The 20,376-nt window shown below is 62.5% G+C and carries 17 protein-coding genes; 4 read left to right on the forward strand and 13 right to left on the reverse strand.

What is annotated here, in order from left to right:
* Positions 1 to 9: 9 nt before the first annotated feature.
* The 7 genes from QM596_RS22425 to QM596_RS22455 all read right to left on the reverse strand — a co-directional run bounded on the left by QM596_RS22425 (position 10) and on the right by QM596_RS22455 (position 6,509).
* Positions 10 to 996, reverse strand: coding sequence for a pirin family protein (locus QM596_RS22425; RefSeq protein WP_039972959.1), 987 nt, complete (start codon positions 994 to 996; stop codon positions 10 to 12).
* Positions 997 to 1,016: 20 nt separating this feature from the next.
* Positions 1,017 to 1,490 (reverse strand): MarR family winged helix-turn-helix transcriptional regulator, encoded by a 474-nt coding sequence (locus tag QM596_RS22430; protein ID WP_081305419.1) that lies wholly within the window; start codon positions 1,488 to 1,490, stop codon positions 1,017 to 1,019.
* The gene (locus tag QM596_RS22435; protein ID WP_054187847.1) at positions 1,477 to 2,571 is read right to left on the reverse strand and encodes an LLM class flavin-dependent oxidoreductase; all 1,095 of its coding nucleotides are present in this window, start codon (positions 2,569 to 2,571) and stop codon (positions 1,477 to 1,479) included. The genes QM596_RS22430 and QM596_RS22435 overlap by 14 nt, the downstream gene beginning before the upstream one ends.
* Positions 2,572 to 2,718: 147 nt before the next feature.
* Positions 2,719 to 4,251: a DHA2 family efflux MFS transporter permease subunit gene (locus QM596_RS22440; protein ID WP_003942006.1), complete on the reverse strand. Its 1,533-nt coding sequence runs from the start codon at positions 4,249 to 4,251 to the stop codon at positions 2,719 to 2,721.
* A complete protein-coding gene (locus QM596_RS22445) occupies positions 4,248 to 4,718 on the reverse strand; it encodes a MarR family winged helix-turn-helix transcriptional regulator (RefSeq protein WP_003941890.1) in 471 nt (156 codons plus the stop codon). The genes QM596_RS22440 and QM596_RS22445 overlap by 4 nt, the downstream gene beginning before the upstream one ends.
* 89 nt (positions 4,719 to 4,807) lie before the next feature.
* Entirely contained in the window at positions 4,808 to 5,773 is a 966-nt protein-coding gene (locus QM596_RS22450) for an NADPH:quinone oxidoreductase family protein (RefSeq protein WP_283309967.1), read from the reverse strand.
* A 79-nt stretch (positions 5,774 to 5,852) separates the two neighbouring features.
* Positions 5,853 to 6,509: a TetR/AcrR family transcriptional regulator gene (locus QM596_RS22455; RefSeq protein WP_021334063.1), complete on the reverse strand. Its 657-nt coding sequence runs from the start codon at positions 6,507 to 6,509 to the stop codon at positions 5,853 to 5,855.
* A gap of 65 nt (positions 6,510 to 6,574) precedes the next feature.
* On the opposite strand from QM596_RS22455, the gene QM596_RS22460 reads away from it, so the two are divergent.
* Together QM596_RS22460 and QM596_RS22465 are read left to right on the forward strand one after the other, a co-directional pair.
* Positions 6,575 to 7,564, forward strand: a complete 990-nt coding sequence (locus QM596_RS22460; RefSeq protein ID WP_084326720.1) for an NAD(P)-dependent alcohol dehydrogenase — start codon at positions 6,575 to 6,577, stop codon at positions 7,562 to 7,564.
* A 44-nt stretch (positions 7,565 to 7,608) separates the two neighbouring features.
* Positions 7,609 to 8,367 carry an acyl-[acyl-carrier-protein] thioesterase gene (locus QM596_RS22465; protein WP_283309968.1) on the forward strand — a complete coding sequence of 253 codons (759 nt, stop codon included), beginning with the start codon at positions 7,609 to 7,611 and terminating at the stop codon, positions 8,365 to 8,367.
* On the opposite strand, the gene QM596_RS22470 is transcribed toward QM596_RS22465, so the two are convergent.
* A complete protein-coding gene (locus tag QM596_RS22470; protein WP_003941897.1) occupies positions 8,364 to 8,564 on the reverse strand; it encodes a hypothetical protein in 201 nt (66 codons plus the stop codon). The genes QM596_RS22465 and QM596_RS22470 overlap by 4 nt on opposite strands.
* A 72-nt stretch (positions 8,565 to 8,636) precedes the next feature.
* Here QM596_RS22470 and QM596_RS22475 point away from each other — a divergent pair, with 72 nt between their 5' ends.
* A complete protein-coding gene (locus tag QM596_RS22475) occupies positions 8,637 to 9,134 on the forward strand; it encodes a SixA phosphatase family protein (RefSeq protein WP_007728426.1) in 498 nt (165 codons plus the stop codon).
* Positions 9,135 to 9,147: 13 nt separating this feature from the next.
* Here QM596_RS22475 and QM596_RS22480 read toward each other — a convergent pair whose 3' ends face one another.
* On the reverse strand, positions 9,148 to 10,155 hold the full coding sequence (locus QM596_RS22480; protein WP_283309970.1) for an LLM class flavin-dependent oxidoreductase: 1,008 nt from the start codon (positions 10,153 to 10,155) through the stop codon (positions 9,148 to 9,150).
* Between the two features lie 88 nt (positions 10,156 to 10,243).
* Here QM596_RS22480 and QM596_RS22485 point away from each other — a divergent pair, with 88 nt between their 5' ends.
* On the forward strand, positions 10,244 to 10,630 hold the full coding sequence (locus tag QM596_RS22485) for a glyoxalase superfamily protein (RefSeq protein WP_003942070.1): 387 nt from the start codon (positions 10,244 to 10,246) through the stop codon (positions 10,628 to 10,630).
* 72 nt (positions 10,631 to 10,702) lie between these two features.
* Here QM596_RS22485 and QM596_RS22490 read toward each other — a convergent pair whose 3' ends face one another.
* From QM596_RS22490 to QM596_RS22505, 4 genes are all read right to left on the reverse strand, one after another.
* A complete protein-coding gene (locus QM596_RS22490; protein WP_003941914.1) occupies positions 10,703 to 14,659 on the reverse strand; it encodes a DNA-directed RNA polymerase subunit beta' in 3,957 nt (1,318 codons plus the stop codon).
* A 117-nt stretch (positions 14,660 to 14,776) separates the two neighbouring features.
* Positions 14,777 to 18,283, reverse strand: coding sequence for a DNA-directed RNA polymerase subunit beta (rpoB, locus tag QM596_RS22495; protein ID WP_019744305.1), 3,507 nt, complete (start codon positions 18,281 to 18,283; stop codon positions 14,777 to 14,779).
* Between the two features lie 461 nt (positions 18,284 to 18,744).
* Positions 18,745 to 19,593: a hypothetical protein gene (locus QM596_RS22500; RefSeq protein WP_283309971.1), complete on the reverse strand. Its 849-nt coding sequence runs from the start codon at positions 19,591 to 19,593 to the stop codon at positions 18,745 to 18,747.
* A 45-nt stretch (positions 19,594 to 19,638) separates the two neighbouring features.
* Positions 19,639 to 20,367, reverse strand: a complete 729-nt coding sequence (locus tag QM596_RS22505) for a hypothetical protein (protein WP_019744307.1) — start codon at positions 20,365 to 20,367, stop codon at positions 19,639 to 19,641.
* Between the last annotated feature and the right edge of the window lie 9 nt (positions 20,368 to 20,376).

Raw genomic sequence — 20,376 nt, forward strand, 5'->3', positions numbered from 1 at the left:
GAGCAACGACTAGCCTCGGGGCCGCAACGTACTGTTCGGCAACTCGGGTGCCGGGAGCGCCGGACCGTCGTATCCCGGCACGACGCCGAAACGCCGGTCCGGGACGCTGCCGTCGAATCCGGAGGCAAGCTCGGCCTGCCACTTGCGTCGATACTCGACGATCTCTTCGTGTGTACGGCCCATGAAGTTCCACCACATGATGACCTGCTCGCCCAACGGTTTCCCGCCGAGAAGTAGCAGTCGAGCCGGTTCGGATCCCGGATTGCGCAAAGTCAGTTTTCCGAAACCCGGTGCTTGATAACCCAACTCGGCCCAGCCGACAGTGGTACCACGCAGAACCACCGATCCTTGATCGACGATCACGCCGTGCTCATGTGAACGATCGACATCGAGGGCGATCTCGGCCCCAGGATCGAGAATCACCTCGGCACCGAGTAATTCGGTGAAGGTAGACACCGGAGACGTTTCACCGGCGAGCGAACCGAGGAACACACTGAGCGTGACACCATCGGTGGTCACCGGCTCCGGTCGATAGTGAACGAACGCGGGTGCGGTATCGCGCGCCGCATCCGGCAGCGCCACCCACAACTGCATCCCGTGCAGAACCTTCGTATTCGGCGTCGACACCTCGGAGTGCGCGATCCCACTCCCGGCCGTCATCAGATTCAGTTCACCCGGCCGCACCATCGCATGGGAACCGATGCTGTCACGGTGCTCGATCTCTCCGGTGAAAAGCCAACTCACCGTCTGCAAACCGGTATGCGGATGCGGCGGCACATGCATGCCCGGTCCTGAGCCGACGTCATCCGGACCGTAATGATCTGCAAAACACCATCCCCCGATCAGCGAACGCTCGCGTTGCGGGAGGGTGCGTCGCACTCGCATGGCCCGCGGGCCACCGAGCGGTACGTCGCGCGGGGTGAGGATCTGAATCTCGCTCTCCGCCGGATGGCCTTCGCATTCCTGCTCGACGGGCTGCGCTTCGAGGTTGCTCATATCGTCCATCCTGCCTCCAGTCATGACTGCGCGAGACGCAGACGCGTGCACAATTCGGCCAACAGTCGAAGTTCATCCGCGTCCAGGGCCGGTCCGACGTGGCGGCGGATGCTCGCGGCATGACGGCGACCCACTGATTTCTGCAGCGCTGCACCCGTTTCGGTGAGTTGCACGATCGTCCCGCGGCGATCCTGTGGATCAACACTTCTCGTTACCAGACCTTCGCCCTCCAACCGTTCCACCAGGCGACTGAGCGAAGGCTGGCTCAGCAATATCTCCCGATTCAGGTCACGCAGGCGAAGGGAACTACTCGGCGCAAGACTCAGCGTGAACAGCACGTCGTACTCGCGCATCGACACCTGATCCCAGACGTCGTCGGCAGAGAGCCGCCGCAGCACCGACACCTGTGCGCGAAACAAGGCTTCCCAGGCGTCGGTGGCGAGTTCGGTGGTGCTGACCGGAACCTCAGGCAGTTGCTCGTCAGGCAGTGACACTGCTTGCCTCACGAGCCGCCTTCATCGACGCGTGAGTGGGAGGGTTGTCCGGCACGTGTGCGGGCCGTCTGGCCGCGAACTCACGGCGCAGAACCGGAACAACTTCCTCACCGAGCAGATCGAGCTGCTCGAGCACCGTCTTCAGCGGCAGTCCGGCGTGATCCATCAGGAACAGCTGGCGCTGGTAGTCACCGAAGAAATCGGCAAACGCCAACGTCTTCTCGATGACCTGTTCAGGGGAACCGACGGTCAGCGGCGTCTGCTCGGTGAACTCTTCGAGTGAGGGCCCGTGGCCGTACACCGGGGCATTGTCGAAATACGGACGGAACTCCTTGACCGCGTCCTGACTGTTCTTGCGCATGAAGACCTGACCGCCGAGGCCGACGATCGCCTGATCCGCGGACCCGTGGCCGTAGTGCTCGTAACGCCGGCGGTAGAGATTGATCAGCTCGATGTAGTGCTCTTTCGGCCAGAAGATGTTGTTCGCGAAGAATCCGTCGCCGTGATACGCCGCGATCTCCGCGATCTCGGGGCTGCGGATCGAGCCGTGCCACACGAACGGCGCGACGCCGTCCAGCGGGCGAGGTGTGGACGTGAATCCCTGGAGTGGAGTGCGGTACTCCCCTTGCCAGTTCACGACCTCCTCGTCCCAGAGCCGGCGAAGAAGTTGATAGTTCTCGAGCGCCAACGGGATACCGGCGCGAATGTCCTTGCCGAACCACGGGTACACAGGCGCGGTGTTTCCGCGACCCATCATCAGATCGACGCGCCCCTCGGCGAGGTGTTGAAGCATCGCGTAATCCTCGGCGATCTTCACCGGGTCGTTGGTGGTGATCAGCGTCGTGGACGTGGAGAGCGTGATCTTCTCGGTCTGGGCCGCGATGTATCCGAGCATCGTGGTCGGAGATGACGGCACGAACGGCTTGTTGTGATGCTCGCCGGTCGCGAAGACGTCGAGACCGACTTCCTCGGCGTGCTTGGCGATGGTCGTCATGGCCTTGATGCGCTCGTGCTCTGTCGGGGTCTTACCCGTCGTGGGATCAGTGGTCACGTCACCGACCGTGAAGATTCCGAACTGCATGGTTGCTCCTCCGCGAACTAGATCCATGCGTTTGCATGTAACTGATCAAACATTCAACCATCCAGCTGTATTCCACGGCAAAAGGGTGAGGGCGGCACACAAGATGTGTGCCGCCCTCACCTGGACGAACGATCTACCGAAAAGCGGTCAGTGCATAACGATCGGCGTTGCCGTCTCGCCCTCGGCCACCGGCCTGGTGGTCTTGCTCCGCGGCAGGAAGAACGCCGGGATGAGGGTCAGGACGATCAGCACAGTGGCAACGAGGAAGGTGTTACCGAAGGCATCCGACGCCGCACTGAGAATCGAATTCGCAGCAGACTCCTGCGGACTTCCCGGTTCGGTCGGAATGTGCGAGGCCGCACCGACCATCGTCGTGTCGAGGCCACGATCGAGAAGCTGGTTGGTCAAGACCACCGACATCACGGCGGTACCGATCGAACCTGCGGTCTGCTGAACGATGTTCATCAGGGTGGAGCCGCGAGCAATCTGCTCGTTGGAGAGCGTCACGATAGCTGCGGTCATCAGCGGCATCATGGTGCAACCCATACCGAGGCCCATGACGAACAAGGCACCCATCAGCAGCCACGTCGGGGAATCCGAGGCAACCTGTGTGAACACACCCAAGCCGATCAGAATCAACGGCAAACCGGTCAGGACGATCTTGCCCGGGCCGATCTTGTCGACCAGTCGACCAGCGATGGGCATGGTGACCATAGCGCCGAGACCCTGCGGAGCCATCAACAATCCGGCAGCGAGCGTGGTGTGACCGCCGACCTGGATGAAGTAGCTCGGGAACAGCAACCCGGCGCCCATGAACGCGACGATGAACAGCGACGTCGTGATGACGGCGGTGGTCAACTGACGGTTCTTGAACAGGTGCAGGTCGATCAGCGGGTGATCCTTGTTGAGCGCGTGGAACACGAAGGCGATGATCAGTGCCAGACCGATACCGGCCGACACCAGAACCCGAGCGGACGCGACGGTTCCCACCTCAGGGATGGACGACACACCGAACAGGAACAGCGCCAGGCCGGGCGACAGCAGGATCATGCCGAGGAAGTCGAAGGACTCCGAAGGCTTCGCCTTGTCGGACGGCAGAATGATGAACGCAGCAGCCAGAGCGATGATGCCGATCGGCAAGTTGATCAGGAAGATCCAGTGCCAGCTCGCGGCCTCGATCAGCCAACCACCGAGAATCGGGCCGCCGATAGGACCGAGCAGCATCGGGATACCGAGAACTGCCATGACACGACCGACACGGTCCGGACCGGCGGCCCGGGTCATGATCGTCATACCGAGCGGCATCAACATGCCGCCGCCGAGACCCTGGAGCACGCGGAAGCCGATGAGCGAGGTGATGTCCCACGCCATCGCACAAGCGACCGAACCGAGCACGAACAGCACCAGGGCCGTCATGTACAGGCGCTTGGTGCCGAAACGGTCGGCAGCCCAACCGGTAACCGGAATGACCGTCGCCAAAGCGAGGGTGTAGGCCGTCATCGTCCACGCGACGGTGGCGTACGAAGTTTCGAAGTCCTCGGCAAAGGTGGTGAGCGCGACGCTCACCACGGTTACGTCGAGAATCGACATGATGGCGCCGAGCACCACCACGGAAGCGATCTTGAGGACCGCCCCGTCAAGTTTGTCGGACGCCGGTGCCGGCGCGTTCGGCGATGTCATCGCGAAGTCTCCTGGTTAAGTGCTCGCAGATAGTCACCCGCGAGAATGGGCTTGAGAGCCTCGAACAAACGAATCCGCTCTGGCTCAGGAACACGCGACGCGAATTCGCGAAGCTGGCCGCGCTTGCACTCGATGTGGTTGGTCGTCACCTTACGACCGGCCTCCGACAAGGAAACCCGCTTGACGCGTCGGTCCCGCTCGTCTTCACGGCGATCGACCAGACCCATATTCACGAGCTGATCGATGTTCCGCCCCGTAGCTGCCACCGAGAGCCGAAGCTCGTCGGCAACCTCGTTGATCGGGATCGCCGCATCACGTTGTGCAAGTACGAACAGCACACGCACCTGAGAGAACGAGAGATCCAGTTCGATCAACGCATCGATCGACTCCGAATCACCGGCGCTCATCAGGCGAGTGAACAACTCGTCGAGTGCTCCATACAGGTCATCAGAATCGGAAGCGATCACCTGGCAAATGGTAGTGCGGTTGCAACTATTGCCCAAATGAAAACATGTTGCAACTTATTATTTGGTGACCACCATCACGTTGCGAAGAATCATTCCTGCAGCAAGATGGCCTTTCCGAGAACTCTGCCGCTTTCGAGATCAGCCAGGGCAACTGCTGCGTCGGCAAGCGGATACCGTGCCTTGACCAGCGGACGCAAGCCGTTTCGGACGTGTTCTACCAGCGATGCGTGTACCTCGGCTACCGCCTCGGGATTGGTACGCGTGAACTCACCCCATGCCGCGCCGACAATGCTGATATTGCGAAACAGCACCCGGTTCACCTTTACCTCGGGAATACCGCCGCCGGCGAATCCGATCACCACGAGTCGTCCTTCTGGTGCCAGAACCCGGACCGCGTCGTCGAACGCATCGCCGCCCACCGGATCCACCACGATCTGAGCGCCGACGCCGTCGGTCAGTTCCCGAATCCGCTCTCCCCATCCCGGAGCCAGCGCGACCACCTCGTCGGCACCGAGCTCACGCAAGAAGTCATCGACGCCCTCGCGTCGTACCACGGCGATCACCCGGGCACCGTGCGCCTTGGCCAGCTGGATGGTTGCCGTTCCGACTCCGCCTGCAGCGCCCAGCACGACGACTGTCTCCCCCGCGACGATCTTCGCGCGACGAGCGAGCGCGAACTCCATCGTCTGATAGTTGATGATCAGCGAGGCCGCCTCGTCGAAGGCGAGTCCGTCCGGAATTCGGAGTACCTGCGCCGGGTTGACGGCAATCCGCTCTGCATACCCACCCAGATACGCGGCCCCGAGAACACGATCGCCCGGAGCGAAACCCGACCCTTCCGGCGCGGAGACCACGACGCCCGAGATCTCCGCGCCGGGAATGAACGGCGGTTCCGGGCGGATCTGATACTTGCCGTAGGTGATGAGTAGGTCCGGAAAGCAGACGCCACTGGCCTTCACATCGATGAGAACAAGACCTTCGGCTGCGGGCTCGGGAACCTCCTGCGCGACAATTCCTTCGGGACCGGACAGTTCCGTAACCACCATGGCGCGCACAGAAAGCTCCTCTTCGGGACATCTGAAGTCTGGACCGGTAACCCGGTTTTCTCGACTTTAACCCGGTACTCACGTCAGATCATCGTTCGCTCCCGATGTGCAGACGTTCGAGTCCGTCGAGAATCAGATCAAGACCGAAAGCGAATTCGGCGGCGTAGCTGTATCCCGGAGCTAGGACGTGCTCGGTGGTCAGCTCGGCCAGGTGCGGATACTGACCGCTCTCGAACGAGCCCATGATCGCCTTCGCCAGTTCCGTCGTTTCCTGCGCTGTTTCGAACGGCAAGCTCACCTCTTGCAGCACGAAGCCGTAGATGTACGCATCCATGATCGAAAAGGCATGCGCAGCAAGGGCGACCGGAAAGTCGGCAGCGCGTAGTGTTCCGATGACGGCGTCGTGGTGGCGCAGGGTCGCGGGACCAGGCGTCGTTCGGGACTCCATCAACGGAGTTGCCCACGGGTGCCTCCCCAGCACCTCCCGAGTCGATACCGCTCGCGCGTGAACTTCCGTTCGCCACGGCAGTCCCGGCGTCGGAAGATCGATCTCCGCAAAGACCGCGTCGACCATTCCGTCGAGCAGATCCCCCTTGTCCGAAACATGGTTGTACAGAGACATCGCCTCGACGCCCAGTTCGGTCCCCAGCTTCCGCATGGTCATCGAATCGATTCCGACGGAATCTGCAAGCGCCACGGCAGCGCGTACAACGTCATCTCGGGTCAATCTTGTGCGCTTCTCCACATTGACAGAACTTACACCGTAAGTGCAATACTTACGGCGTAAGCATTCGACGAACGGAGACTCGCATGCCGCAGGAACTGATGACCGCCGTCGTACAGGATCGCTACGGCGAAGCCGACGTTCTCTACCTCGACCACATTCCGCGCCCCACTGTCGCCGACAACGAAGTGCTGATTCGCGTCGAGGCCGCGTCCGTCGACCGCGGGGCATGGCATCTCATGGCCGGACTGCCATATCCGTTGCGCCTCGCGGGATTTGGACTGCGCAGACCTGAGAACCGGGTCCGCGGACTGGACGTTTCCGGCCGAGTGGAGGCCGTCGGCAGTTCGGTGACCCGCGTGGCAGTCGGCCAGGAGGTATACGGGATCGCGGTCGGTTCGTTCGCGGAGTACGCGTGCGCACTCGAGACGAAGATTGCTGCAAAACCTGCCCGGTTGTCGTTCGCACAAGCAGCAGCGGTGCCGGTCTCCGGCCTCACAGCGCTGCAAGCCGTGCGCGACCACGGCCGCGTGCAGGCCGGGCAATCCGTCCTCGTTCTCGGTGCGTCCGGTGGCGTCGGGATCTACGCGGTGCAGGTGGCAAAAGCCATGGGCGCGCTCGTCACCGGCGTATGCAGCACCTCGAAAGCCGATACCGTCCGCTCCCTCGGTGCCGACGAGGTTCTCGACTACCGCTTCGACGACGCCACCGACGGATCGCATCGGTACGACGTCATCATCGACACCGGCGGCAACCGCCGACTGCGAGATCTTCGACGGGCGCTCACACGCACCGGGAGGCTTGTGATCGTGGGCGGCGAGAACGGTGGACGGTGGCTCGGCGGAATCGATCGCCAAATCCGCGCACTGTGCTTGTCTCCGTTCGTATCTCAGAAGCTCGGGTCTTTGATGGCTTCGGAGAACGCCGAGGATCTGGAGGTGCTGACGGCAATGATCGACGCAGGTGTCATCACCCCGGTGATCGACTCCGTTCATCCCCTTGCCGACACCGCCGTCGCCGTGGCACGAATGGTCGACGGTTCCGGCTGCGGAAAGCAGATAATCGCCACTCGCTGAAAAGCCTGACAGAATCGGCTCACTCCAGCGAACAGGAATCTCACGTGAACCCAGATCTCACGCTCGCGCCGCAGCCAGACAGAGGACCGATCTTCGTCAAGTCCCGCCCGGTCCGTACCGGCGACATCGACGTCGCCAAGCAGGTCAGGCTCGACGCCGTCGCCCGTTATCTGCAGGACATCGGCAACGACAACATCGAAGCCGCCGGCGCCATCGACACTCATCCGCTCTGGATAGTGCGTCGTACGGTCGTCGTTGTCGTACGCCCGGCGATCTGGCCGGAAGAGTTGACGATGACTCGCTGGTGCTCCGGCTTCTCCACGAGATGGGCGAACATGCGCGTGCGCTTCGACGGCAGCAACGGCGCGCTGATGGAAACCGAAGGCTTCTGGATCAACATCAGCGCCGAGTCAGGCATGCCCACCAGGATGAGCGACGACTTCATGCGGCCGTTGGAAGAATCCACCGACGAGCATCGCCTGAAGTGGAAGCGTGTCCTCGCCGAGAACGCACCGGAGGCGGACGACGCGGGTGTTCTGGACACGCAGTTCTCTCTGCGCGCCACGGATATCGACCCGTTCGACCACGTGAACAACGCCGTCTACTGGCAGGCAGTCGAAGAGGTCCTCAGCGCTCGCACCGAACTGCGTACAGTTCCGCATCGAGCACTGATCGAGTACCTCTCCCCCATCGTCTCCAGCGACGACGTCGTCCTGCGCAGCCGCGTCGACGACAAGACCGTCACGGTCTGGTTCCTGGTCGGCGAAGCGCTCCGCGCAGTTGCGCAGGTGAGCGCCCTCTAACGCAGTTTCTGGGTCGCGACAGCCGCGACACCGAACACCAGCGCAAGAAGAATCGCGGCCCAGAAACCGAAGAGCCACCACACCACGCCGAACACGACCACTGCCGGGGCAACGGTGATGAAAGCGATGGTGGGGCTTTCGCGTACCACCTCGAGTGCAGTTCGGGCATTAGTTCGATCGAGCTTCTTACCGGCCATCGAAACCTCCTTCAAGGTCCTGACCATCCAGAGTAACCGGACTGACGGGCACAAAGCGGATACCGTGAACGCATGGCCGACCACCGCACCCTCGTCCTCATGCGACACGGCAAGTCCAGCTACCCCGAGGGCATCCGTGATCACGAGCGTCCGCTCGCCGAACGGGGCCTGCGCGAGGCCCGCATCGGCGGCGAATGGATCCGCGAAAACGTCCCGCCCGTAGACGCCGTTCTGTGCTCCACCTCCCGGCGGACCGTCGAAACCCTTGCCTCGACGGGAATCGAAGCTCCCGCCGGATTCGAGAAGTCCATCTACGGCGGCTCACCCGCAGACGTCATTGCAGCTGCGCGAACCACGTCCGACCACGTCAAGACGCTCCTGATCGTCGGACACGAACCCGGAATTCCCTGGACTGCACTCGATCTCGCATCGAACGAAAACTCCGAAGCAGCCCAACGTATCCGCGACAAGTTCCCGACTTCGGCGATCGCCGTCCTCTCCGTACCGGTGCCGTGGACCGAACTCGACGACTCCGTCGCCACTCTGCTCGAGTTTCACGTGCCTCGTTAGATCGACCACACCGCTAAAGCACCTCACGTAGCAGTCGGTCCGAAAGTGCAAGCGCGTCACGGTCGTACGTCGACGTCGACGCCAGCACTTCGTCGGCACCGGTCCGCTCGGCGAGATCGTGAAGCTGTTGTTTCACCTCGACAGGTGTGCCGTGCAGCGCCGACGCCATGAACGACTCGATACGCCTGGCATTTCGATCACTGCGCGGGGCGCGCCTGATCCCGTCCGGCGACGCGAGCGGCGGAAACTCCCCCGTCCGTGACGATTCTGCGAGCGCGTATGCCTCCGGGATCAGCAACTCACGCGCCGCGTCGGTGGTATCGGCAACCGCCACTTCGAGAGAAACCACCACATAGGGTTCGGGATGAGCGTCGGTGGCCCGGAAAGCTCGGCGGTACTCGTCCAATGCATCCACCCGGTCGGTGCTCCCGATTCCGAGTATCGGCCCACCCACGACCACCGGAATCCCCAGTTGCGCTGCCACTTTCAAACCTGTACGCGTCGCGAGTACGAAGATCGGCACCCCGGTCTGCGACGCCGGCCGTGCCGTCACTGCCGCGGATCCGTCCAGATAACGCCTCACCTCGTCCAGGTCCGACACAAACGTGTCCGGAGCGTCCTTGCTGCGTCGTAGTGCCTGACGTACGGGCTCCGTGAATCCCAGCGATCGGCCGAGGCCGAGATCGATTCGCCCCGGGTAGAGAGCCTCCAGCATCAGGAACTGCTCGGCGACGATCAGCGGTTGGTGATTCGGCAGCATGACCCCACCGCTGCCGAGTCTGATATCGCGCGTATGCGCGCCGATCGCGGCAAGCAGTACTGCCGGCGACCCGCTCCCGATCCCGGGCACCGCGTGATGCTCGGCGACCCAGAACCGGTGGTAGCCGAGAGCGTCGGCGTGCGCGGCACGTTCGACGGAATGCGTCAGAGCTGCGGAGTCGGGGTATCCGCTCCGGGTTCGGGATCGGTCGAGCAGTGAGAGAAGCACCCTCGGAGCAACAAGGAATTCGGAAAGTTTCATCCGGACGCCTAATGAGGACCGTTTCTGACCGCAATACCCGCAACACTGGACCTGTCGCCGGAATTCACCATCACATGAAGGGCACGTCATGGACATCAAGCTCGAACTGGTCGCCATTCCCGTCACCGACATCGACCGCGCCAAGGACTTCTACGTCCGCCTCGGATTCAATGCCGACCACGATCACACGGTCAGCGAAGACCTGCGATTCGTCCAGCTGACCCCTCCCGGTTCGGCCTGCTCGATCTGCATCGGCAAGGGAATCACCGACGCCGAGCCCGGCTCGGTCGTCGGCATGCAGGTAGTGGTCAAGGACATCGAAGAGGCTGAGCGCGAGTTCAAGAGCCGCGGCATCGACATCAGCCCGATCGACGACCAGGCCTGGGGGCGGTTCATCTACTTCGCCGACCCCGACGGGAACAAGTGGGCCGTCCAGGAGATCGTCATCCCGGACCTCAGCGGCAGCAACTCCTGAAAACGTCCCACTCCTGACATGAAAAATCCCCCCACCTCTTTCGAAGTGGGGGGATTTTCTACGAACTAACGCTTAGCGGTAGTCGTTGCTGAAGCCGTAGTCGTCCAGCGGAACTGCAGCACCGGTGTTCTGGCCGAAGCCGTCCGGGCTGTAGTACTGGTCGTCGTACGACGGCACTGCGTAAGCAGCGGCGCGTGCCTCTTCGGTGGGCTGAACCTGGATGTTGCGGTAACGGTTGATACCGGTACCGGCAGGGATCAGCTTGCCGATGATGACATTTTCCTTCAGACCGATCAGCTTGTCCGAGCGGCAGTTGATAGCCGCGTCGGTCAAGACACGAGTGGTCTCCTGGAACGATGCCGCGGACAGCCACGAATCCGTCGCGAGCGACGCCTTCGTGATACCCATGAGCACCGGACGGCCGGCTGCGGGCTCGCCACCCTCGGCGACAACGCGGCGGTTTGCCGACTCGAACTCGGCGCGCTCGGTGAGCGAACCGGGCAGGAACTCGGTGGCACCGGAATCGATGATCGTCACGCGACGAAGCATCTGGCGCACGATGACCTCGATGTGCTTGTCGTGGATCGACACACCCTGGCTCCGGTACACCTCCTGGACCTCGTTGACCAAGTGGATCTGAACCTGACGCGGACCCATGACTCGCAGGACCTCGTGGGGATCGGCAGCACCTTCCATGAGCTGCTGTCCGACCTCGACGTGGTCACCGTCAGCCAAGAGGCTTTCGCGACCGTCGGCGTGCTTGAAGACACGCAGACGCTGACGCTTGCTGAGCTTGTCGTAGACAACCTCTTCGCCGCCGTCGTCCGGAACGATGGTGATCTTGTAGAAACGATCGCCGTCTTCGAGCTGTACCCGACCGGTGACGTCCGCGATAGGAGCCTTGCCCTTGGGCACACGTGCCTCGAACAGCTCCTGGACACGCGGCAGACCGCCGGTGATGTCATCTCCTGCGACACCACCCTGGTGGAAGGTACGCATGGTCAGCTGGGTACCGGGCTCACCGATCGACTGTGCGGCGACGATACCGACAGCCTCACCGATGTCGACCAGCTTGCCGGTGGCCATCGAGCGGCCGTAGCAAGTGGCGCAAACGCCGGTGCCGGTGGTGCAGGTCAGGACCGAGCGGACCTTGACCGTCGTGATGCCGGCTTCGAGCAGAGCATCGATCGCGGGGTCACCGAGATCGTGGCCACGCTCGACGATGACGGTGCCGTTCGCGTCGACTGCATCGGCCGCCAAGGTACGGGCGTACGTGCTGGTCTCCACGTGAGCATCGCGGATCATCGTGCCGTCGGCCTGCTTCTCGGCGATCGTGGTGACGATGCCGCGCTCTGTTCCACAGTCGACCTCGCGGACGATGACGTCCTGCGAAACGTCCACCAGACGACGGGTCAGGTAACCCGAGTCGGCGGTGCGGAGTGCGGTATCGGCCAGACCCTTACGAGCACCGTGCGTGTTGATGAAGTACTCGAGAACCGTCAGGCCTTCCTTGAAGGAAGACTTGATCGGACGCGGGATGAACTCACCCTTCGGGTTTGTCACCAGGCCCTTCATACCGGCGAGCGAGCGAACCTGAGTCATGTTGCCGGCTGCGCCGGACTTCACGATCATCGGGATCGGGTTGCTGTCGGGGAAGTGAGCCTCCATGGCCTTGCCGACCTTGTCGGTCGCTTCCTGCCAAATGGTGACCAGAGCGCTGTTGCGCTCCTTCTTGTCCAGAGCACCACGCTGGTACTGCTTCTCGATCTTGTCGGCCTGAGCCTCGAAGTCCTCGATGATGGCAGGCTTCTCCGGCGGCACGAGCACGTCGGAGATCGAGACCGTGACACCCGAACGGGTGGCCCAGTAGAACCCGACGTCCTTGAGCTTGTCGACGGTCTGAGCAACCACGATCATCGGGTACCGCTCGGCGAGATCGTTGATGATCGTCGCCTGGCGCTTCTTCGGCATCTGCTCGTTGACGAACGGGTAGTCCGCCGGAAGCAGCTCGTTGAAGAGCACACGGCCGAGTGTCGTGGTGGCGGTCCAGCCGTCACCGTAGTTCCAGCCCTCGGGGAACAGTTCGTTCTCGAGGTCGCGCGGCGGACGCTGCTGCGTCAGACGCACCTTGATCTGAGCCTGAACCGAGAGCGCGCCGCGGTCGACTGCCATCTGAGCCTCGGCGGGCGAGGAGTACACGCCCTGCTCTGCCTCGTCGTTGGTCGGAGCAACGAGCTCACCGGTGACACCCTCGTCGAGACGGGTCAGGTGGAACAGACCCGTGACCATGTCCAGACGCGGCATGGCGAGCGGGCGACCCGAAGCAGGCGAGAGGATGTTGTTCGAGGACAGCATCAGGATGCGTGCCTCGGCCTGTGCCTCTGCCGACAGCGGGAGGTGAACAGCCATCTGGTCACCGTCGAAGTCGGCGTTGAAGGCCTCACACACCAGCGGGTGGAGCTGAATGGCCTTGCCCTCGACGAGCTGCGGCTCGAATGCCTGGATACCCAGACGGTGCAGCGTAGGTGCACGGTTGAGCAGCACGGGGTGCTCGGCGATGACCTCTTCGAGGACGTCCCACACCTGGACGCGCTTGCGCTCGACCATGCGCTTTGCCGACTTGATGTTCTGCGCGTGGTTCAGATCGACCAGACGCTTCATCACGAACGGCTTGAACAGCTCGAGAGCCATCAGCTTGGGCAGACCACACTGGTGCAGCTTGAGCTGAGGACCGACGACGATGACGGAACGACCCGAGTAGTCGACGCGCTTACCGAGCAGGTTCTGACGGAAGCGACCCTGCTTGCCCTTGAGCAGATCGCTCAGGGACTTCAGCGGGCGGTTACCCGGTCCGGTGACCGGACGTCCACGACGACCGTTGTCGAACAGGGCGTCGACCGACTCCTGCAGCATCCGCTTCTCGTTGTTGACGATGATCTCGGGAGCACCGAGGTCGATCAGTCGCTTGAGGCGGTTGTTGCGGTTGATGACGCGGCGGTACAGGTCGTTGAGGTCGGACGTCGCGAAACGTCCACCGTCGAGCTGAACCATCGGGCGAAGCTCCGGCGGGATCACCGGAACAGCGTTGAGGACCATGCCCATCGGCGAGTTGCCGTTGGTCTGGAATGCCGCAACCACCTTGAGGCGCTTGAGTGCACGCAGCTTCTTCTGGCCCTTGCCGCTGCGGATGGTCTCACGGAGAGACTCTGCCTCGGCGTCGAGGTCGAAGTTCTGCATCAAGATCTGGATGGACTCTGCGCCCATCGCACCCGTGAAGTACTCGCCGTAACGGTCGACCAGCTCGCGGTACAGGAGCTCGTCGATGATGAGCTGCTTGACGCTCAGCTTGGTGAAGGTGGTCCAGATCTCGTCGAGACGATCCAGCTCACGCTGCGCGCGGTCACGGAGCTGACGCATTTCGCGCTCGCCGCCGTCCTTGACCTTGCGGCGGACATCGGACTTAGCGCCCTCTGCCTCGAGCTCGGCGATGTCGGCTTCGAGCTTCTGCGCACGTGCCTCGAGATCGGCGTCGCGCTGATCTGCGACGGTCTTCTTCTCGACCTGCATCTCGGCTTCGAGGGTGGACAGCTCGTTGTGACGGAGCTCCTCGTCGACGCCGACGATGACGTAGGCAGCGAAGTAGATGATCTTTTCGAGATCCTTCGGAGCCAGGTCGAGCAGGTAACCGAGACGGCTCGGAACACCCTTGAAGTACCAGATGTGCGTGACCGGTGCGGCCAGTTCGATGTGACCCATACGCTCACGACGAACCTTGGCGCGAGTGACCTCGACGCCACAGCGCTCACAGATGATGCCCTTGAAGCGGACACGCTTGTACTTACCGCAGTAGCACTCCCAGTCCCGGGTGGGGCCGAAGATCTTCTCGCAGAAGAGGCCGTCCTTCTCGGGCTTGAGCGTGCGGTAGTTGATGGTCTCCGGCTTCTTGACCTCGCCGTAGGACCAATTGCGGATGTCCTCTGCACTGGCCAAGCCAATGCGGAGTTCATCGAAGAAGTTGACGTCGAGCACGTAACTTCCTTTCCCCGTTGGGGTTACGGTTGCCGGTCACCCGGCAACCTGACTGCCAATTCAAATGTGAACTACGCCCCCGGGCCGCTCTTTCAAGAGCAACCCGGGGACCGAAACCTAGTTCGCGAGGTCGTCGACCGTCGCAGCTTCGTTCCTGGACAGGTTGATGCCCAGGTTCGCTGCGGCCCGCTCCAAGTCCTCGTCGTCGCCGTCCGCCATCGTGATGGCCGCGCCGTCCGAGGACAGCACCTCCACGTTGAGGCAGAGCGACTGGAGCTCCTTGAGGAGCACCTTGAACGACTCGGGGATGCCGGGTTCGGGGATGTTCTCGCCCTTGACGATGGCTTCGTACACCTTGACTCGACCGACCACGTCGTCCGACTTGATGGTCAGCAGTTCCTGCAGCGTGTAAGCCGCGCCGTAGGCCTGCATCGCCCAGCACTCCATCTCACCGAAGCGCTGGCCACCGAACTGGGCCTTACCACCGAGAGGCTGCTGCGTGATCATCGAGTACGGACCGGTCGAACGAGCGTGGATCTTGTCGTCGACCAAGTGGTGCAGCTTGATGATGTACATGTAACCGACCGAGACCGGGTACGGGAACGGCTCGCCGGAGCGGCCGTCGAACAAGGTGGCCTTTCCGTCGGGTCCGACCATCTGCTCGCCGTCACGGTTCGGCAGCGTCGCGCCGAGGAGACCGGTGAGCTCGTCTTCCTTCGCACCGTCGAACACCGGGGTGGCGATGTTCGAGTCGGCCGGAGCGGACAGCATCTCTTCCGGCAGGGTCGCAGCCCAGTCGGGACGAGTGCCGTCGGACGCGATCTGAATGTTCCAGCCGGTCTTGCCGATCCACCCGAGGTGGGTCTCCAAGACCTGACCGATGTTCATACGACGCGGGACACCGTGCGTGTTCAAGATGATGTCGACAGGCGTGCCGTCCGAGAGGAACGGCATGTCTTCCTGCGGCAGGATCTTGCCGATGACGCCCTTGTTACCGTGGCGGCCGGCGAGCTTGTCGCCGTCCTGGATCTTGCGCTTCTGTGCCACGTAGACGCGGACCAACTCGTTGACACCGGGAGGCAGATCGTCGTCTTCGTCACGTGAGAACACGCGGATTCCGATGACCTTGCCGGTCTCACCGTGAGGAACCTTGAGGGACGTGTCACGAACCTCGCGAGCCTTCTCACCGAAGATGGCGCGAAGGAGGCGCTCTTCGGGGGTCAGCTCGGTCTCGCCCTTCGGCGTGACCTTTCCGACCAGCACGTCGCCGTCACGAACCTCGGCACCGATACGGATGATGCCGCGCTCGTCGAGGTCGGCAAGGACCTCGTCGGAGACGTTCGGGATGTCGCGAGTGATTTCCTCGGCACCGAGCTTGGTGTCGCGGGCATCGATCTCGTGCTCCTCGATGTGAATCGAGGTCAGGACGTCCTCTTCCACGAGACGCTGCGACAGAATGATCGCGTCCTCGTAGTTGTGGCCTTCCCACGGCATGATCGCGACGAGCAAGTTCTTGCCCAGCGCCATCTCACCGTTCTCGGTGCAAGGGCCGTCGGCCAGAACCTGGCCGGCCTCGACACGCTGTCCCTCGTCCACGATCGGACGCTGGTTGGCGCACGTGCCCTGGTTGGAACGCGCGAACTTGCGCATCCGGTACGTCTTGCGGCTTCCGTCGTCAGCCATCACCGTGACGTAGTCCGCGGAGATCTCCTCCACGACACCGGTCTTCTCGGTGATGATGACGTCGCCGGCATCCACAGCTGCACGCAGCTCCATGCCGGTTCCGACGAGAGGTGCCTCGCTGCGAACCAGCGGGACAGCCTGACGCTGCATGTTCGCGCCCATCAGGGCACGGTTTGCATCGTCGTGCTCGAGGAACGGAATCATCGCGGTTGCGACGGACACCATCTGACGCGGCGAAACGTCCATGTAGTCGATGTCGGAGGACGCGACGAACTCGACCTCGCCACCCTTACGGCGGACGAGAATCTTCGAGTCGGTGAAGCGACCCTCGCGGTCGATGGCCGAGTTGGCCTGCGCGACTACGTGGCGGTCTTCTTCGTCAGCGGTCAGGTAGTCGACCTCGTCGGTCACCTGTCCGTCGACGACGCGACGGTACGGGGTCTCGATGAAACCGAACGGGTTGACGCGGGCGTAGACCGACAGCGAACCGATCAGGCCGATGTTCGGGCCTTCCGGGGTCTCGATCGGGCACATGCGGCCGTAGTGCGACGGGTGAACGTCGCGAACCTCGAGGCCGGCGCGCTCACGGGACAGACCACCCGGGCCGAGGGCGGACAGACGACGCTTGTGCGTCAGCCCCGACAGCGGGTTGTTCTGGTCCATGAACTGCGACAGCTGGGAGGTTCCGAAGAACTCCCTGATCGCAGCGACGACGGGACGGATGTTGATCAGCGTCTGAGGCGTGATTGCCTCGACGTCCTGCGTGGTCATGCGCTCACGAACCACACGCTCCATGCGGGACAGGCCCACGCGGATCTGGTTCTGAATGAGCTCGCCGACGGTACGCAGACGACGGTTGCCGAAGTGGTCGATGTCGTCGACCTCGACGGGAACCTCGACGCCGCCCGGAGCCGTCATCGAGGTGTCACCTGCGTGCAGACGCACGAGGTACTCGACGGTGGCGACGATGTCTTCTTCGGTGAGCGTGGATGCAACGATCGGCTGACCCGCGTTCAGGCCGAGCTTCTTGTTGATCTTGTAACGACCCACGCGAGCGAGGTCGTAGCGCTTGTCCTTGAAGAACAGGTTCTCCAGCAGGGTCTGCGCGCTCTCCTTGGTGGGGGGCTCGCCCGGACGCAGCTTGCGGTAGATGTCGAGCAACGCCTCATCGGTGCCGGCGGTGTTGTCCTTCTCCAGCGTGGCCATGAGGATCTCGGAGAAGCCGAAGCGCTCCGTGATCTGCTCGGTGGTCCAGCCGAGTGCCTTGAGCAGGACGGTGACAGGCTGACGACGCTTGCGGTCGATACGGACACCAACGGTGTCGCGCTTGTCGACGTCGAACTCGAGCCATGCGCCGCGACCCGGGATCACCTTGACGCTGTGCAGATCCTTCTCGGTGCTCTTGTCGACGCTCATGTCGAAGTACACACCGGGGGAACGCACGAGCTGCGAGACGACCACACGCTCGGTGCCGTTGATGATGAAGGTGCCCTTGTCGGTCATCATCGGGAAATCTCCCATGAAGACCGTCTGGCTCTTGATCTCACCAGTGTTGTTGTTGATGAACTCCGCGGTGACGAACAACGGCGCCGCGTAGGTCATGTCCTTGTCTTTGCACTCGTCCGTCGAGGCCTTGACCTCGTCGAATCGAGGGTCGGAGAAGGACAGCGACATAGTGCCGTTGAAATCCTCGATCGGAGAAAGCTCCGCGAGGATGTCCTCGAGACCACCGGACACTGCATTGTCGCCGAGTGCCGCTGCTCGTTCACGCCAACTCTGCGCGCCGATCAGCCACTCGAACGAATCTGTCTGTACGTCAAGAAGCCCGGGAACTTCGAGGGGTTCGCGAACTTTCGCGAACGAAACCCTCTTCGGGGCTCCGGGGATTCCGGAAACTGCCTTGGTCTGGCTAGAGACTGCCAAGATGCGTCCTTCCAGCACCTCACGCGGGCCGCTCCGTGCTGTTGCGACCGCCGCTGTATCTGCTTCGAATTTCGCTGGTTACAACCCGAACGAAACCCGTCGCAGAAAGCAAGAAGTACTTGACTTCGCAGCGGTTGAGACGAGGGGTGGACAGGAGGCAGCCAGCGCAACGTCCAAAAGTACACCCTTACTCTGGAAATGTCGAGTCGGGTGTAACTGAGGGTCGAATTCAGATACTGACGTGAGACTGCCGATCACTCGTCCGTGCGTGTTCACCGATCAGAGTGGACCTTGCGGACCGCTCCGTCAAGGGCGAGAGCGCGTGTCGCAGCATTCGAACATTCGTGACGCGCATTCGAACACTGCCACCGGAAGTGTAGCCAGCAACGACGTCACATACGAAAAATCTGGACCGACATCGTGCGTCGGTCCAGATCTTCGCGCTGGTACGCAGGTGCTACTGGTCGCGAATCTCCGAGCTACTGGTCGCGAATCTCCGAGATCAGCCAGTTTCCGTCCTGCTTCTCCAGGCTCACGATGACCATTCCGGAGCGAGAGTCTGCCGCCACGCCGTTCTGCGTCGAGCTGACGTTCAGTTGGGCGAGCAACTGCGCCCGGTCCTTCTCGAGTCGTGTGATCCCGATCAGCGGGACATCAGCAGTCGTTGCCGTCTGAGTTTGTTCGACGCCGGCCTTCTGCGTGTCCTTGTACTGGGTCAGCTGATCGCGCATCGACTGGTTCAGGCCCTGGACACCCTTGTCGAAATCGGCGTCGAACGTGTCGGGAGAGAACGTGAAGACTGCAGCCAACGCCGACGGCGTCACACGAAGAACCTCAGCCGTGGCGCCTTCGTCCACCCAGGCGATGTCGTCCGTCTTCGCGCCGACTTTGAAGAAGGCGATGCCGGCGAGGATCGCGACGATGACCGCTGCGGCCCCCAGGATCGCGACCAGGCGCCAACCGGCCTTGGATTGTGTAGGTGTTGTCGCCGACTCCCCCGCGCCCGTCTCCGGGGTAGCAGGGGCCTTGGGCTCGTCTGCGACGGTTTTCGCCGGTTTGGTCAGATCGGGGCCTGGTGTGGATTCCGGAGCGTCGGTTTCCGTCTTCGGCGGCTCGATGTCTCCGGACTCGGCCTTCGTGAGCGTCGGCTCCGCAACCTTCGGCTTCGCAACCTCCTGTGTCTCTTCTTCCGGCTGTTCGATCGTGGGCTCGACCGGGTCCGAGTCGGACGTCCCCGCGGGGACGTTGAGCGAACGAGCGCTTCCAGCGATCTTCGGCCGACGGTTCTGAGGGGAGGACGGTCCGCCGGTACGACGTTTGGGTGGCATTACGCGCTTCTCCTTCGAGGGATGTCGGTGTGCAGGTTCGACGAACTACTGGCCACCGGAATCACCACCCTCGGTTGTCGGTGCAGGAGCACCGGATGCAGGTGCTTCGGTCCCCGAACCGGGTGCGGGCGTTGCGTCAGGAGCAGGCGTGGAGCCGTCGGCAGCCGGCAGAGTGCCCGAGCCGAGATCGAGCCGCGATCCGATCGGATCAGCGGACTGCGCCTTCCAGACCCCGTCGACCTCGACCATGCCCAGCCGCATGCCGAGCTGATTCTTGACGAACTGGTTGCCCTGGGTCGTGGTGACTCGAACGACGACCAGTGCCGTGGCGGTCCGGTCATCGGTATTGAGCTCGGTCAGCGCGGACTGCACAACTTCGGTGTCAGCCTTCGAACCCGAGTTACGCAACTCGTCGGTGATGGAATCCTGAACGGTCTGCAGGTACGTCGTCATCTCGTCACCGGTCACCGAAGAACGCATGTTCTCGATCGACTGGTCGAGATTCGCCGAATCCGCGTTGTTGAGGTTGATCGCGACTTGCTGCGCACCGATCAGCGCGTCGTCACGCATCTCGGCTGTGGTGCGGTCGGTGGTGAGCGCCCGAACGTACGGGACGCCGAACACACCGAGCGCAACCACTGCCGCCAGAAGCAAGACACCGACCGCAATCAGAGACGCTGTCAGCCCCTTCGGTCTACCGGTTGTCGGCGCTCCCGATTCGACTTGCTCGGGCCCGCCGGACTGCGGGGAACTGTTTCTCTGAATCACACTCACTACCCTACT

Source organism: Rhodococcus sp. IEGM 1406 (assembly GCF_030056745.1).
Classification (GTDB): domain Bacteria; phylum Actinomycetota; class Actinomycetes; order Mycobacteriales; family Mycobacteriaceae; genus Rhodococcus_F; species Rhodococcus_F erythropolis.